The sequence below is a fragment of the Streptomyces sp. HNM0575 genome, from assembly GCF_012726265.1.
Classification (GTDB): domain Bacteria; phylum Actinomycetota; class Actinomycetes; order Streptomycetales; family Streptomycetaceae; genus Streptomyces.
The window spans coordinates 807,424-821,347 of record NZ_JAASAG010000002.1 but is presented as its reverse complement, the minus strand read 5'-3'; the positions used below and the strand labels follow the sequence as shown (position 1 = coordinate 821,347).

The window sequence follows — 13,924 nt, the reverse complement described above, 5'->3', positions numbered from 1 at the left end:
GGCATGCGACTGGCCGAGGAGGACCTCTCCTTCTTCGGGCACGACCCGATCTGGCTGATCGCGCTGAAGGCCGTGTTCTGCTTCGCGTTCCTGATGGTGACGGTGCTGATCTCCATCGTGATGGAGCGCAAGGTCGTCGCCTGGATGCAGCTGCGTATCGGCCCCAACCGGCACGGCCCCTGGGGCATGCTCCAGTCGCTCGCCGACGGCATCAAGCTGATGCTGAAGGAAGACGTCGTCGTCAAGGGCGCCGACAAGGTCGTGTACCTGCTGGCGCCGGTGCTGGGCGCGATCCCGGCGTTCATGGCGATCGCCGTGATCCCGTTCGGGCCTCCCGGCAACGAGGTGTCGATCTTCGGCACCCGTACGGCGATGCAGCTCACGGACCTTCCGGTGGCCGCGCTCTACATCCTGGCCACCGCGTCCATCAGTGCGTACGGCGTCGTCCTCGCCGGCTGGTCGTCGAACTCGACGTATCCGCTGCTCGGCGCCGTCCGCGCCACGGCGCAGGTCATCAGCTACGAGATCGCGATGGGCCTGAGCTTCGCGGCCGTCTTCCTCTACTCCGGGTCGATGTCGACGTCGGCGATCGTGGACGCCCAGCGGGACACCTGGTTCGTGGGGCTGCTGCCGGTGTCGTTCCTGATCTACATGGTCTCGATGGTCGGCGAGGCGCACCGCGCGCCGTTCGACATGCCGGAGTCCGAGGGCGACCTGGTCGCCGGCTACCAGACCGAGTACAGCTCGATCAAGTTCGCGCTGTTCATGCTCGCCGAGTACGTGCACATCGTGACGCTCTCCGCCCTCGCGGCCACCCTCTTCCTGGGCGGCTGGCGGGCCCCGGCGCCGATCTCCACGTACTGGGAGGGCGCCAACCACGGCTGGTGGCCGCTGCTCTGGTTCTTCCTCAAGGTGTGCTGCCTGATCTTCTTCTTCGTCTGGATCCGCGGCACGCTCCCGCGCGTGCGCTACGACCAGTTCATGAAGCTGGGCTGGAAGGTGCTCATCCCCGTCTCCCTGGTGTGGCTGATGCTCGTCGCCGCGGTGCGGGCGATGCGCAACGAGGGCTACGACTTCGCGGGGATCGTCTACTGGGTCGCCGGCGCGGCCCTCGCGATCCTGCTGGTCTCCTTCGTCATCGACGTCTTCCGCGGGCGCAAGGAGGCGGCAGAGGAAGAGGCCGCCGAACGGAAGGCGGCCTCCGAGGTCTTCGACCCGATGGCGGGCGGCTTCCCCGTACCGCCGCTGCCAGGACAGACGCTGCCGCCGGTGCCGCGCCGCCGCCCGCGCCACGACCGCACGCTGGTCGGGCCGTCCGGCGCGGCGTCGGACTCCGCGGGCGAGAAGGACGCGTCCGGGAAGGCCGCCCAGAACACTGACGGAAAGGAGGCCGACGGTGCCTGACAACGAAGCACAGGGGCTGCACCCCGAGGCCCACCGCAGCTCCCCGGCCGGCTTCGGCTTGACCTTCAAGGACATGTTCAAGAAGCGGCTGACCGAGCAGTACCCCGAGTACAAGAAGCCGACGGCACCGCGCTTCCACGGCCGCCACCAGCTCAACCGGCACCCCGACGGGCTGGAGAAGTGCGTCGGCTGCGAGCTGTGCGCCTGGGCCTGCCCCGCGGACGCCATCTACGTGGAGGGCGCGGACAACACCGACGAGGAGCGCTACTCGCCGGGCGAGCGCTACGGCCGCGTCTACCAGATCAACTATCTGCGCTGCATCCTGTGCGGCCTGTGCGTGGAGGCCTGCCCGACGCGCGCGCTGACGATGACCAACGAGTACGAACTCGCCGACTCCTCCCGCGAATCGCTCATCTACACCAAGAAGGAGCTGCTCGCGGGCCTGGAGGACGGCATGGTCGACTCTCCGCACGCCATCTTCCCGGGCATGACGGAGAAGGACTACTACCGCGGTCTCGTCACCGAGGCCGCGCCCGGCACCGAGCCGCAGACGGCCACCGACAGCGGCGATCCGCAGGAGTCGGCACGGGACTTCGGCTCCGCCGAGCCCGCGGCCCAGCCGGTCGTCACCGACGGGCCACTGGACGCCGCCGGCGACGCCGACGGTGTCGACCCCTCCGCGCGCGACGCCGCCGAGGCGGACACCGCCGGGCAGGGCGCCGCCGTACGGGCCCAGGGCAACCGCTCCGGGAACGACTCGAAGGAGGGACGGTGACGATGCTCGCCACGCCCGCCGTTCTCGCGACGCCCGACGTGACCTCGTCCGCGGGGGCGTTGCAGCTGGCCGCGTCCTCCACGTCGGCCGGCGAGACGGCGGCGTTCTGGGTGCTGGGCACGGTCGCCGTGCTCGGCGCGCTCGGCACCGTACTGCTGCGCCGGGCTGTGCACTCGGCGCTCTGCCTCGCGGGCACGATGGTGATCCTGGCGCTCTTCTACCTCGCCAACGGCGCGTACTTCCTGGGCATCGTGCAGATCGTCGTCTACACCGGCGCCGTGATGATGCTCTTCCTGTTCGTGCTGATGCTGGTGGGTGTGAGCGCCGCCGACTCGCTCAAGGAGACGCTCAAGGGCCAGCGTTGGCTCGCCGCCGCGTGCGGTCTCGGGCTGGGCATCCTGCTGGTCGCCGGCATCGGCCAGGCCTCGGTGCACAGCTTCGCCGGCGTCGGCCGCGCCAACGCCGGCGGGAACGTGCCCGCGCTGGCCTCGCTGCTGTTCACCAAGTACGTCGTCGCCTTCGAGGTGGTGGGGGCGCTGCTCACCGTCGCCGCAGTCGGCGCGACGCTGCTGACGCACCGCGAGCGCATCGAGAAGTCCAAGTCCCAGCGCGAGCAGGCCGAGGAGCGCGTCAAGCGGGGCACGCAGCTGCCGCCGCTGCCCGCGCCGGGCGTGTACGCGCGGCACAACGCCGTCGACCGTCCCGGACTCCTCCCCGACGGCACGCCGTCCGAGCTGACCATCAGCGCCACGCTGCGCAACCGCGGCCAGGTACGCGAGGTCGGCAAGGAGGCGCTGCACCGCGTCGCCGCGCTGGAGCAGCGCACCGCCGACAGCCACGGCCAGACCGAGCACACCGGCCGGATGTACGGCGAGCCCCACGACCCGGAGCGGGACGTGGACGACGCCGACGACGCGGGGGAAGGCGGCCGTGAGGCCCGCAAGGCCCGGGAAGAGGAGGCCGCGAAGTGAGCCCGGTCAACTACGTCTATCTCGCCGCGGTGCTGTTCACCATCGGCGCCGCCGGAGTGCTGATCAGGCGGAACGCGATCGTGGTGTTCATGTGCATCGAACTGATGCTGAATGCGGCGAACTTGACCCTGATCGCCTTCTCCCGCATCCACGGCAATCTCGACGGCCAGATCATGGCGTTCTTCGTCATGGTCGTCGCCGCAGCCGAGGTCGTGGTCGGACTGGCGATCATCGTGATGATGTACCGCTCCCGTCACTCGGCCTCGGTCGACGACGCCAGCCTGATGAAGCTGTAAGGGGTACGAACCAGTGGAGTCATTGATCGGACTGCTCGTCGGCTTCCCGCTGCTGGGCGCGGCGGTGCTGCTGTGCGGCGGCAGGAAACTCGACCGGAGCGGGCACTGGCTGGGCGTGCTGCTCTCCGGGGCGTCGTTCGTGACGGGCGCCGTCCTCTTCGCCGGGATGCTCGGCAGGCCCACGGACCAACGCGCCCTGCACCAGCACCTGTTCAGCTGGGTGCCGGTGGAGAGCTTCCAGGCGGACGTGGCCTTCCAGCTCGACCAGCTGGCCATGACGTTCGTGCTGCTGATCACCGGTGTGGGCACGCTGATCCACATCTACTCGGTCGGCTACATGGAGCACGACGTCGACCGCCGCCGCTTCTTCGGCTATCTCAACCTCTTCCTCGCGGCGATGCTGCTGCTCGTACTCGCGGACAACTACCTGCTGCTGTACGTCGGCTGGGAGGGCGTGGGCCTCGCCTCGTATCTCCTGATCGGCTTCTGGCAGTTCAAGCCGAGCGCGGCGGTGGCGGCGAAGAAGGCGTTCCTGGTCAACCGCGTCGGCGACGCGGGCCTGGCCATCGCGATCTTCCTGATGTTCACCACGTTCGGCAGCTTCACCTTCGCGCCCGTGCTGGGCAACGCAACGGACGCGAGCGAGGGCAAGCTCACCGCGATCGGGCTGATGCTGCTGCTCGCCGCGTGCGGCAAGTCGGCGCAGGTGCCGCTCCAGTCCTGGCTCGGCGACGCGATGGAGGGCCCGACCCCGGTCTCCGCGCTCATCCACGCGGCGACGATGGTGACCGCGGGCGTGTACCTCATCACCCGCTCCGGCGCGATCTTCAACGGGGCGCCCGACGCGCAGACGGCGGTCGTCGTCGTGGGCGCGGTCACGCTGATCTTCGGTGCGATCGTCGGTTGCGCGAAGGACGACATCAAGAAGGCGCTGGCCGGTTCGACGATGTCGCAGATCGGCTACATGGTGCTGGCGGCCGGACTCGGCCCGATCGGCTACGCGTTCGCCATCATGCACCTCGTCACGCACGGCTTCTTCAAGGCGGGCCTCTTCCTCGGCGCCGGCTCGGTGATGCATGGCATGAACGACGAGGTCGACATGCGCAAGTACGGCGGCCTCCGCAAGTACATGCCGGTCACCTTCGTGACGTTCGGGCTCGGATATCTCGCCATCATCGGATTCCCCGGGCTGTCCGGCTTCTTCTCCAAGGACCAGATCATCGAGGCCGCGTTCGCGAAGGGCGGCACCCAGGGCTGGATCCTCGGCGCGGTCACGCTGGTCGGTGCCGCGATTACCGCGTACTACATGACGCGCGTGATGCTGATGACCTTCTTCGGCGAGGAGCGCTGGAAGGGCCAGGAGAACGAGCCGCATCCCCACGAGTCCCCGAAGGTCATGACGGTCCCGATGATCGTGCTGGCCTTCGGATCGGTCTTCGCGGGCGGCCTGTTCAAGGCTGGCGAGTCCTTCGTCCACTGGCTTGAGCCCGTCACGCAGTTCGAGCACGGGCACTCGCCGCTGCCGGCGTCCGCGGTGACGGGCATGACGATCGTGGCGCTGCTGCTCGGCGTCGCGGGCGCCTGGCTTCAGTACGGGCGGCGGCCGGTCCCGTCGGTGGCGCCGCGCGGCAGCCTGCTGACGCGTGCGGCCCGACGCGACCTGCTCCAGGACGACTTCAACCACGTCGCCCTGGTCAAGCCCGGCGAGTATCTGACGCGCGGGCTCGTCTACGGCGACAACAAGGTGGTCGACGGGGCGGTCAACGGCACCGCCGCGGCCTTCGGCGGCCTCTCCGGGCGCACGCGCCGGGTCCAGAACGGTTTCGTCCGCTCGTACGCGGTCTCGATGTTCGGCGGCGCGGCGATCCTGGTCGCCGCGACCCTGCTGATGAGGGCGGTCTGAGTCATGTCTACAGCTAACGCAGGTTTCCCCCTGCTGACGGTCACGGCCGCGCTGCCCGCGGTGGGCGCGATCGCCACCGCGGCGCTGCCCGCCGCCAGGCGTGGCGCCGCGAAGTGGGTGGCGCTGCTGTTCTCGGCGGCGACGCTGGTGTTCTCGCTGATCGTGCTGGCCCGCTTCGACCCGGGCGGCGCGCGCTATCAGCTCACCGAATCGCACTCCTGGATCGCGGACTTCGGCGTCCGGTACGAGCTGGGCGTCGACGGCATCGCCGCCGTACTGATCGCGCTGACCGCGCTGCTGCTGCCGTTCATCATCGCCGCGGCCTGGCACGACGCCGACGAGCTGGAGCCCGAGCGCCCCAACCGGCGCTGGCGGCCCACCCAGGGCTTCTTCGCGCTGATGCTCGCGACCGAGGCGATGGTGATCGTCTCCTTCGCCGCGACCGACGTCTTCCTCTTCTACGTCTTCTTCGAAGCCATGCTCATCCCGATGTACTTCCTCATCGGCGGCTTCGGCGACCGGGCGCACGCGGGGGGCGAGGACGAGGCGGCGAAGCAACGCTCGTACGCGGCCGTGAAGTTCCTGCTCTACAACCTCGTCGGCGGCCTCATCATGCTGGCCGCGGTGATCGGCCTCTTCGTCGTCACCTCCGATCAGCTGGGCCAGGGCACGTTCTCGCTCCAGGAGATCGCGCGGGCGCGCGCCTCGGGCGAGCTGAGCATGGGCACGAACATCGAGCGGCTGCTCTTCCTCGGCTTCTTCTTCGCCTTCGCGGTGAAGGCGCCGCTCTTCCCGCTGCACACCTGGCTGCCCAACGCCATGGGCGAGGCCACGGCTCCGGTGGCCGTGCTGATCACCGCCGTCGTCGACAAGGTCGGCACCTTCGCGATGCTCCGCTTCTGCCTCGGCCTCTTCCCCGAGGCGAGCAAGTGGGCCACGCCCGTGGTGCTCGTACTGGCGCTGATCAGCATCCTCTACGGTGCGCTGCTGGCCGTCGGGCAGCGGGACATCAAGCGGCTCATCGCCTACGCGTCGATCTCCCACTTCGGCTTCATCATCCTGGGCGTCTTCGCGATGACCAGCCAGGGCCAGAGCGGCGCCACGCTCTACATGGTCTTCCACGGCGTCTCGACCGCCGCGCTGATGCTGGTGGCGGGCTTCCTCATCAGCCGCCGCGGCTCGCGTCTCATCGCGGACTTCGGCGGCGTGCAGAAGGTCGCGCCCGTGCTCGCCGGGACGTTCCTCGTGGGCGGTCTGGCGACGCTGTCGCTGCCGGGGCTCGCGCCGTTCATCAGCGAATTCCTTGTGCTGGTGGGCACGTTCAGCCGCTATCCGGTCGCGGGCGTCGTCGCCACGGCGGGCATCGTGCTCGCGGCGCTGTACGTACTGCTGATGTACCAGCGCACCATGACCGGGCCCGTAGAGAAGCCGGAGGTGCGGGCCATGCCGGACCTGCGGGTGCGCGAAGTGGCCGTGGCCGCACCGCTGGTGGCGCTGCTGATCTTCCTCGGGGTCTTCCCGAAGCCCCTGACCGAGATCGTCGACCCGGCCGTGAAGCACACGCTCTCGGACGTGCACAAGAAGGACCCGAAACCGGACCACCAGGTCGCCGAGACCGGCTGGTTCGACTACAAGCCGGCCGAGCACGCCGGAGGTGACCACAAGTGAGCGCGGTGGCAACGGTTTCGGGGGCGGCGGGAACCGTCCCCAGCCTGTGGACACTCGGGGCGGAGGAACTCCAGGCCCCGAAGATCGAGTACGGCGCCCTGTCCCCGACGCTGATCGTGCTGGGCGCGGCCGTGATCGGCATCGTCCTGGAGGCGTTCCTTCCGCGGAAGCTGCGCTACGGCGCGCAGTTGATCCTCGCGGCGCTGGGGCTCGCGGGCGCCTTCGCCGCGGTTCTCGCGCTGGCGGTGACGGGACACGCGACGACGAAGGCCGCGATCGCCGGCATGGGCGCCATCGCCGTCGACGGTCCGACGCTCTTCCTCCAGGGCACGCTCCTGCTGGTCGGCCTCGTGTCGGTGTTCGTCTTCGCCGAGCGCCGGCTGGAGCCGCGTTCGCAGACTGCGACCGTCGACTCGTGGGCCGCGCAGCCCGCGGCCGTACCCGGCGGCGAGGGCGAGCGTGAGGCCACCAAGGCGGGCTGGACGACCACCGAGGTCTATCCGCTGCTGCTCTTCGCGGTCGGCGGCATGCTCATCTTCCCCGCGGCCAACGACCTGCTGACGCTCTTCATCGCGCTCGAGGTCTTCTCCCTGCCGCTCTACCTGCTGTGCGCGCTGGCCCGCCGCCGGCGGCTGCTCTCGCAGGAGGCCGCGGTCAAGTACTTCCTGCTGGGCGCCTTCTCGTCGGCGTTCCTGCTCTTCGGCGCGGCACTGCTCTACGGCTACGCCGGCACCGTCAACTACTCGGGCATCGCCCGCGTCATCGGCAACGCCGACAGCACCACCAGCGCCGTGCTCGCGGAGACCACGGGCAACGACGCGCTGCTGCTGATCGGCGGCGCCATGGTCGTGATGGGACTGCTGTTCAAGGTCGGCGCCGTCCCGTTCCACATGTGGACCCCGGACGTCTACCAGGGCGCGCCCACGCCGGTCACCGGCTTCATGGCGGCGGCGACGAAGGTGGCCGCCTTCGGTGCGCTGCTGCGGCTGCTGTACGTGGTGCTGCCGGGCCTGCGCTGGGACTGGCGGCCGGTGATGTGGGGCGTCGCGATCCTCACGATGCTGGCGGGCGCGGTCGTGGCCATCACGCAGACCGACATAAAGCGTCTGCTGGCCTACTCGTCGATCGCGCACGCGGGCTTCCTGCTCGCCGGCGTCATCGCCACGTCCAGGGACGGCGTCTCCTCGGTGCTCTTCTACCTGGGTGCGTACTCGTTCGTCACGCTGGGCGCCTTCGCGGTCGTCACCCTCGTACGCGACGCGGGCGGCGAGGCCACGCATCTGTCCAAGTGGGCGGGGCTGGGTCGCCGTTCGCCGCTGCTGGCGGGCGTCTTCGCGGTGTTCCTGCTGGCCTTCGCGGGGATTCCGCTGACGTCGGGCTTCGCGGGCAAGTTCGCGGTCTTCAAGGCGGCGGCGGAGGGCGGCGCGGGCGCGCTGGTCGTCGTGGGTGTGATCGCCTCGGCCATCGCGGCGTTCTTCTACATCCGCGTGATCGTGCTGATGTTCCTCAGCGAGCCGAAGGCGGACGGTCCGACGGTCGCGGTCCCCAGCGTGTGGACGACGTCGGCCATCACGGTCGGCGTCCTGGTGACCGTCGTTCTGGGCGTCGCACCGCAGTACTTCCTGGACCTGGCGAGCCAGGCGGGCGTCTTCGTCCGCTGACCCGTCCGCCGGCTGCGCGCCGAGTCGACGCCGCCGCCCGGCAGCCCCAAGGGGCGCCGGGCGGCGGCGTTTTCAGCGGGCCCTGCGACTGCTAGCTTGACGTGGCCCTGCGGAGTGGAACGGGGCCGAGAGCCGAGACCGGGGAAACCGGAGAAGGAGCACGGGTGCGTACGTCGGCGCGGAGGGCGGGAGCGGTGGCCGTGATCGCGGCCGGCGCGCTGCTGGTGAGCGGCTGCGGAAGCAGCGACGACAAGGGCGGCAAGGACGAGGGCGGAGGCAAGCCGGAGGCTTCGGCCTCCAAGTCGGCCCCGGAGCCCACGGGGAAGGGGCAGCCGGATCAGCCGTCCGGCGATGCCTCCGACGGCGCCACCGGCGCCCCGGACGACGGCTCGGACGACGGTGCGGACGGCGGCACGGGCGGCCGGCCGGGAGGGTCCGGCAAGGCGGGCAAGCTGTCGGGCGTCTGGAAGGCGAAGGGCAAGCAGTACGTGCTCACCGTCGTCGGCGACAAGGTCACGCTGCTGCGCGAGCGCGGGAGGAACTGCACGGGCTCCCTCGGCGGCTCCGCCGGGCGGACCCTGTCCCTCAAGTGCCCCGGCGGCGCGGACGAGGTCCGCACGGACGGCACGGTCGGAGCCCACAAGGGCAAGTCGCTGACGGTGAGTTGGAAGGGCGGCCCGAGGGAGGACTACGCCCGGGTCACCGACGTACCGGTGAAACTGCCCGAGGAGTAGCAGCGGGCGGGTAGTGGCCCCGTGGCGTTCTTGGCGGTCCTGGCGGTCCCTGGTTCCCGGACCTGGGACGCGGGCCCCGGTACGCGGGGCCCGGGAGCACCGACGGACGGGAGGCGGCCCCGGCCGTCCGTTCCGGCCGGAGCCGCGACTCCGAGGCGGTGCCCTTCGCGCGTCCCTTGGTCGCACGCCCTGCGACCCAACGCCCTGCGGCCCAACGTCCCGTGATCCCACGTCCCTTGGTCTCGCGTCCGTTGGCCTGGCGTCCCGTGGTCCCACGTCCCGTGGTCTCGCGTCCCGTGGTCGCGCGCCCTGCGGCCCAACGTCCCGTGGTCTCACGTCCGTTGGCCCAACGACCTGCGGCCCAACGTCCCGAGGTCCCACGTCAGGGGGCTGCGCTAGCGGCGGCGTTCGCGGCGTACCAGCGGGCGGTCCACCGCCTCGGTGAGCCAGTCCAGCCGGGCCTGGTCGCCGACCACCGGATTGGTCAGCGTGCCCACGCCCTCGATCTCGATGCGGGCCTCGTCCCCGCCCCGGAGGGTGAAGTCCATATCGGGCACGATGCCCGTGCCCGTCGCCAGCACCGCGCCGTCCGGGAACGGCTGGGCGTGGAAGAGGTGTACGGCCAGGCCGTGCGGGTCGCGGTGGAACGCGGCGGTCGAGGTCTCGCCCTCGAAGACGGCCGTGCCGCCGCGGCTGACGGTGAGCGTGATCCGCAGCGCGCTCACGTCCTCCAGCTCCCACGCGGGGACGATGCCGGGGGAGACCGCCGCGCTTCCGCCGTAGATCTTCGCCTGCGGCAGATACAGCGGGTTCTCGCCCTCGATGGAGCGGGAGCTGACGTCGTCGGTGACCACGTAACCCGCCGTCTCGCCCCCGCTGTTGAGGACGAGGCCCAGTTCGGGCTCGGGGACGTTCAGCTCCGAGTCGTCGCGTACGGCGACGGGTTCGCCGTCCGTCACGATCCGCCACGGCGGCGCCTTGAAGAACAGCTCGGGACGCTCGGCGTCGTAGACCCGCTCGTATACGGACCGTTCGGTGCTCTCGGCGACGCGGGCCTCGCGTGAGCGCTCGTACGTGACGCCCGCGGCCCACAGCTCCATCAGCCCGTCCAGCGGCGGCAGCAGCACGACCCCGCCCTCGGCGAAGACGGCGGGCCCGGCCGCGGTCCGCTCGACGAGGCCGCGCAGGTCCCCGGGGGACAGGCGCAGCAAGTCGGCGATGCGCGGCGCGCCTTCGAAGGCGCGGATCGCTCCGGTGCCGTCCGCGATGCCGGTACGTACGGTCCCGCTGTCGTCGGCGAAGCGCACTATGCGTGTCATCGCTGCTCCCTCTCGCCTGTGGCGTCGGCCGCCCGTCGTGGGGCGTCCGGTCCTTGCGGTCCTTCCGTTCCGTGCGAGCCCTGCGGCGGCTGCTCGTCGTGACGCGGGCCCGCGGGTGCAGGCTGCCGCCGCGTGCCCGTCCAGCGGAAGCCCGTGACCACGAGCGCGCCGACGGCGACCACCGCGGCGATCAGATAGAGCCCGTTCGCGCCGGAGCCGGTGCTCTTCTCGACGGCGCCCATGACGTACGGGCCGATGAAGCCGCCCAGGTTGCCGAAGCCGGAGATCAGGGCGATCGTCCCGGCCATCTGCGCGCCGGAGAGGATCGTCGGCGGCACCGTCCAGAAGACCGGCTGCGCGCCGAGGAAGCCGAAGGCCGCGACACACAGCGCCGCCACCGCAGGCACGGGCGGCAGCACCACACCGCCGATCAGTCCGGCGAGCGTCAGCAGCAGGGCCAGCCGCAGCGGACCGCGCCGGTCGCCCGAGCGGTCGGAGAGCCAGGGCAGGACGATCACGCCGAGCAGCGCGAACACCCAGGGCAGCGCGGATACGAAGCCGATGCCGAGATCGTCGAGGCCTTCGATGCGGCCGACGAGCGCGGGCAGCCAGAACGTCACGCCGTACACGCCGATCTGGATCGCGAAGTAGACGAACATCAGCCGCAGCACCTTGCTGTCACGGACGATCCGCCCGACCCTGGCGGGCACGCGGCGGCTCTCGTCGGGGACGTCCGCGGCGATGCGTTCGGTCAGCAGTCCCCGCTCGGCGGCCGTCAGCCAACGGGCCTGTTCGGGGCGGTCGGTGAGCAGCCAGGGCACCGCGAGCGCCATGACGACGGTGGGGGCGCCCTCCAGGATGAACATCCACTTCCAGCCCTCAAGGCCCGCCAGTCCGTGCAGGCCGAGGAGGTAGCCGCCAACGGGGTTGCCGATGATGCTCGCGACGGCGACCGCCGACTGGAACATCCCGGTGGCCTTGCCGCGGTCCTCCGCCGGGAACCAGTACGTGATGTAGAGGATCACGCCCGGGAAGAAGCCGGCCTCGGCGGCGCCGAGCAGGAAGCGCAGCACGTAGAAGGAGCCGGGGCCGTCGACGAGGCCCATCGCGCACGACAGCAGACCCCAGACCAGCATCAGGAAGGCCAGCCAGCGGCGGGCGCCGAAGCGGTGCAGCACCAGGTTGGAGGGGACGCCCAGCACCGCGTAGCCGACGAAGAAGATGCCTGCTCCGAGGCCGAAGGCGGCGGCGTCGATTCCGGCGTCGGTGGCCAGGTGCGACTTGACGAGCGCGACGTTCGTACGGTCGAGAAAGCTCAGCACGAACATCACGAAGAGCGGGGGCAGCAGCCGCCGGGCCACCTTGTGGCGCACGGATTCCGCGGTCGCGGCCGCGTTCATGGGACCTCCCTGGTACGGGCGACGGAGGCGAGGGGCGCCGGCGGACACCCGGGGGACGCCGGGGACATCGGCGAGGCGCCCGGAGCGCCGCGAGGCGTCGGGAAACGCCGGGGAAACGGCTAAGACATCTGACCGCTGGAACGTAGCCCTCGCATGGACACCTGACAAGAGGTGTTCCGGATCTCTTTCATCCGGTCGTTTATCTGGCTATTCATGGGTTCTTTTAAGGGCATCGCGGTCTACGGAAGGGCTGGCGGTACGGGAAGACATCTGACATCTTGGCGACGGCACCGCGTTCCACCGCGTTCCGACCGCAAGCCTTCGCAGCCCTCTCGCCCCCTCGCACGTATCAGGAGTGAGTGCCGATGACCGCCCGCATCGTCGACGTCGAGACGATCGACGTCCGCTTCCCCACCTCGCGCGACCTCGACGGGTCCGACGCGATGAACGAGGCGCCCGACTACTCGGCCGCGTACGTGATCCTGCACGTCGGGGACGACGGCGCGGGCGGGGACGGGAACGGCGCGGACGGGAGCGGCGGGGAGCGGAACGGCGGCGACGGGAGCGGCGCGGACGGGAGCGGCGGGGAGCGGAACGGGGCGCGGCCCGCGGTCTCCGAGGGGCACGGCTTCACCTTCACCATCGGCAGGGGCACCGACCTCGCCGTGGCCGCCGCCCGCGCGATCGGCGAACGCGCCGTCGGGATGTCCGTGGACGAGATCACCGGCGACCTGGGCGCCTTCTCCCGCCACCTCCTCGGCGACAGTCAGCTGCGCTGGCTCGGCCCCGACAAGGGCGCCATCCACCTGGGCGCCGCCGCGGTGATCAACGCCGCCTGGGACCTGGCCGCCAAGCAGGCGGGCAAGCCCGTGTGGAAGCTGCTCGCCGACTTCACCCCCCAGCAGATCGTCGACCTCGTCGACTGGCGCTACCTCAAGGACGCGCTCACCCCCGAGGCCGCCCTGGAGCTGCTGGAGTCGCGGCGCGAGGGGCGCGGCGAGCGCGAGGCGTACGTACGCGAGCACGGCTACCCGGCCTACACCACCAGCGCCGGCTGGCTCGGCTACGACGACGGGAAGCTGGCGCGGCTGTGCCGTGAGGCCGTCGAACAGGGCTGGGACTCGGTCAAGTTGAAGGTGGGCGCGGACCTCGGCGACGACGTCCGCCGCTGCCGCATCGCCCGCGAGATCATCGGCCCCGACCGCCGCCTGATGATCGACGCCAACCAGACGCTCGGCGTCGACGAGGCGATCGAATGGGCCGACGCGCTCGAGGAGTTCGGCATCTGGTGGTTCGAGGAGCCCACCAGCCCGGACGACGTGCTCGGCCACGCCGCGATCCAGCGGCGCATCGCCCCCACGCACGTCGCCACCGGCGAACACGCGCACAACGCCGTGATGTTCAAGCAGTTCCTCCAGGCCGGTGCGATCGGCATCTGCCAGATCGACGCCTGCCGGCTCGGCGGTGTAAACGAGGCCGTGGCGGCGCTGCTGCTGGCCGCCGCGCACGACGTGCCGGTGTGCCCGCACGCGGGCGGAGTCGGGCTGTGCGAACTGGTGCAGCACCTCTCGGTCTTCGACTACGTGGCGGTCAGCGGCTCCATGGAGGACCGCGTCGTGGAGTACGTCGACCACCTGCACGAGCACTTCCACGACCCGGTGCGCGTCGAGGGCTCGCGCTACCGCGTGCCCGAGGCGCCCGGCTACAGCGCGCAGATCCGCCGCGAGACGCTGGAGGCCAACCGCTTCCCCGGCGGCTCCGTGTGGGCCGGCACGGCACCGGTGACATCCTGA

At 70.7% G+C, this 13,924-nt stretch carries 11 protein-coding genes; 9 read left to right on the top strand and 2 right to left on the bottom strand.

Annotated elements, in window-relative coordinates:
- Nucleotides 1-3 precede the first annotated feature (3 nt).
- From nuoH to HCC61_RS07475, 8 genes are all read left to right on the top strand, one after another.
- Nucleotides 4-1,404 (top strand): NADH-quinone oxidoreductase subunit NuoH, encoded by a 1,401-nt coding sequence (gene nuoH, locus HCC61_RS07510; protein WP_169134592.1) that lies wholly within the window; start codon nucleotides 4-6, stop codon nucleotides 1,402-1,404.
- Nucleotides 1,397-2,179 carry an NADH-quinone oxidoreductase subunit NuoI gene (gene nuoI / locus HCC61_RS07505; RefSeq protein ID WP_346777065.1) on the top strand — a complete coding sequence of 261 codons (783 nt, stop codon included), beginning with the start codon at nucleotides 1,397-1,399 and terminating at the stop codon, nucleotides 2,177-2,179. The genes nuoH and nuoI overlap by 8 nt, the downstream gene beginning before the upstream one ends.
- 2 nt (nucleotides 2,180-2,181) lie before the next feature.
- On the top strand, nucleotides 2,182-3,150 hold the full coding sequence (locus HCC61_RS07500) for an NADH-quinone oxidoreductase subunit J (protein WP_206322260.1): 969 nt from the start codon (nucleotides 2,182-2,184) through the stop codon (nucleotides 3,148-3,150).
- Nucleotides 3,147-3,446 (top strand): NADH-quinone oxidoreductase subunit NuoK, encoded by a 300-nt coding sequence (gene nuoK / locus HCC61_RS07495; protein ID WP_169134409.1) that lies wholly within the window; start codon nucleotides 3,147-3,149, stop codon nucleotides 3,444-3,446. The genes HCC61_RS07500 and nuoK overlap by 4 nt, the downstream gene beginning before the upstream one ends.
- Nucleotides 3,447-3,459: 13 nt before the next feature.
- Nucleotides 3,460-5,349, top strand: a complete 1,890-nt coding sequence (gene nuoL / locus HCC61_RS07490) for an NADH-quinone oxidoreductase subunit L (RefSeq protein ID WP_169134408.1) — start codon at nucleotides 3,460-3,462, stop codon at nucleotides 5,347-5,349.
- A 3-nt stretch (nucleotides 5,350-5,352) separates the two neighbouring features.
- Nucleotides 5,353-7,017: an NADH-quinone oxidoreductase subunit M gene (locus HCC61_RS07485; RefSeq protein ID WP_169134407.1), complete on the top strand. Its 1,665-nt coding sequence runs from the start codon at nucleotides 5,353-5,355 to the stop codon at nucleotides 7,015-7,017.
- Nucleotides 7,014-8,678 carry an NADH-quinone oxidoreductase subunit NuoN gene (gene nuoN, locus HCC61_RS07480; protein WP_169134406.1) on the top strand — a complete coding sequence of 555 codons (1,665 nt, stop codon included), beginning with the start codon at nucleotides 7,014-7,016 and terminating at the stop codon, nucleotides 8,676-8,678. Before HCC61_RS07485 ends, nuoN begins: the two co-directional genes overlap by 4 nt.
- Before the next feature lie 164 nt (nucleotides 8,679-8,842).
- Complete coding sequence (locus HCC61_RS07475) at nucleotides 8,843-9,412, top strand: hypothetical protein (protein WP_169134405.1); 570 nt, start codon at nucleotides 8,843-8,845, stop codon at nucleotides 9,410-9,412.
- 395 nt (nucleotides 9,413-9,807) lie between these two features.
- Here HCC61_RS07475 and HCC61_RS07470 read toward each other — a convergent pair whose 3' ends face one another.
- On the bottom strand, nucleotides 9,808-10,731 hold the full coding sequence (locus tag HCC61_RS07470) for a fumarylacetoacetate hydrolase family protein (RefSeq protein WP_169134404.1): 924 nt from the start codon (nucleotides 10,729-10,731) through the stop codon (nucleotides 9,808-9,810).
- Complete coding sequence (locus tag HCC61_RS07465; protein WP_169134403.1) at nucleotides 10,728-12,131, bottom strand: MFS transporter; 1,404 nt, start codon at nucleotides 12,129-12,131, stop codon at nucleotides 10,728-10,730. Before HCC61_RS07465 ends, HCC61_RS07470 begins: the two co-directional genes overlap by 4 nt.
- A gap of 365 nt (nucleotides 12,132-12,496) precedes the next feature.
- Here HCC61_RS07465 and HCC61_RS07460 point away from each other — a divergent pair, with 365 nt between their 5' ends.
- A complete protein-coding gene (locus tag HCC61_RS07460) occupies nucleotides 12,497-13,924 on the top strand; it encodes an enolase C-terminal domain-like protein (RefSeq protein ID WP_240968530.1) in 1,428 nt (475 codons plus the stop codon).

What these genes read in the sequence shown, in the direction of transcription:
- HCC61_RS07485 (WP_169134407.1), top strand. Translation starts at nt 5,353, where the DNA reads ATGTCTACAGCTAACGCAGGTTTCCCCCTGCTGACGGTCACGGCCGCG.
- HCC61_RS07460 (WP_240968530.1), top strand. Translation starts at nt 12,497, where the DNA reads ATGACCGCCCGCATCGTCGACGTCGAGACGATCGACGTCCGCTTCCCC.
- nuoH (WP_169134592.1), top strand. Translation starts at nt 4, where the DNA reads ATGCGACTGGCCGAGGAGGACCTCTCCTTCTTCGGGCACGACCCGATC.
- HCC61_RS07500 (WP_206322260.1), top strand. Translation starts at nt 2,182, where the DNA reads ATGCTCGCCACGCCCGCCGTTCTCGCGACGCCCGACGTGACCTCGTCC.
- HCC61_RS07470 (WP_169134404.1), bottom strand. Translation starts at nt 10,731, where the DNA reads ATGACACGCATAGTGCGCTTCGCCGACGACAGCGGGACCGTACGTACC.
- HCC61_RS07465 (WP_169134403.1), bottom strand. Translation starts at nt 12,131, where the DNA reads ATGAACGCGGCCGCGACCGCGGAATCCGTGCGCCACAAGGTGGCCCGG.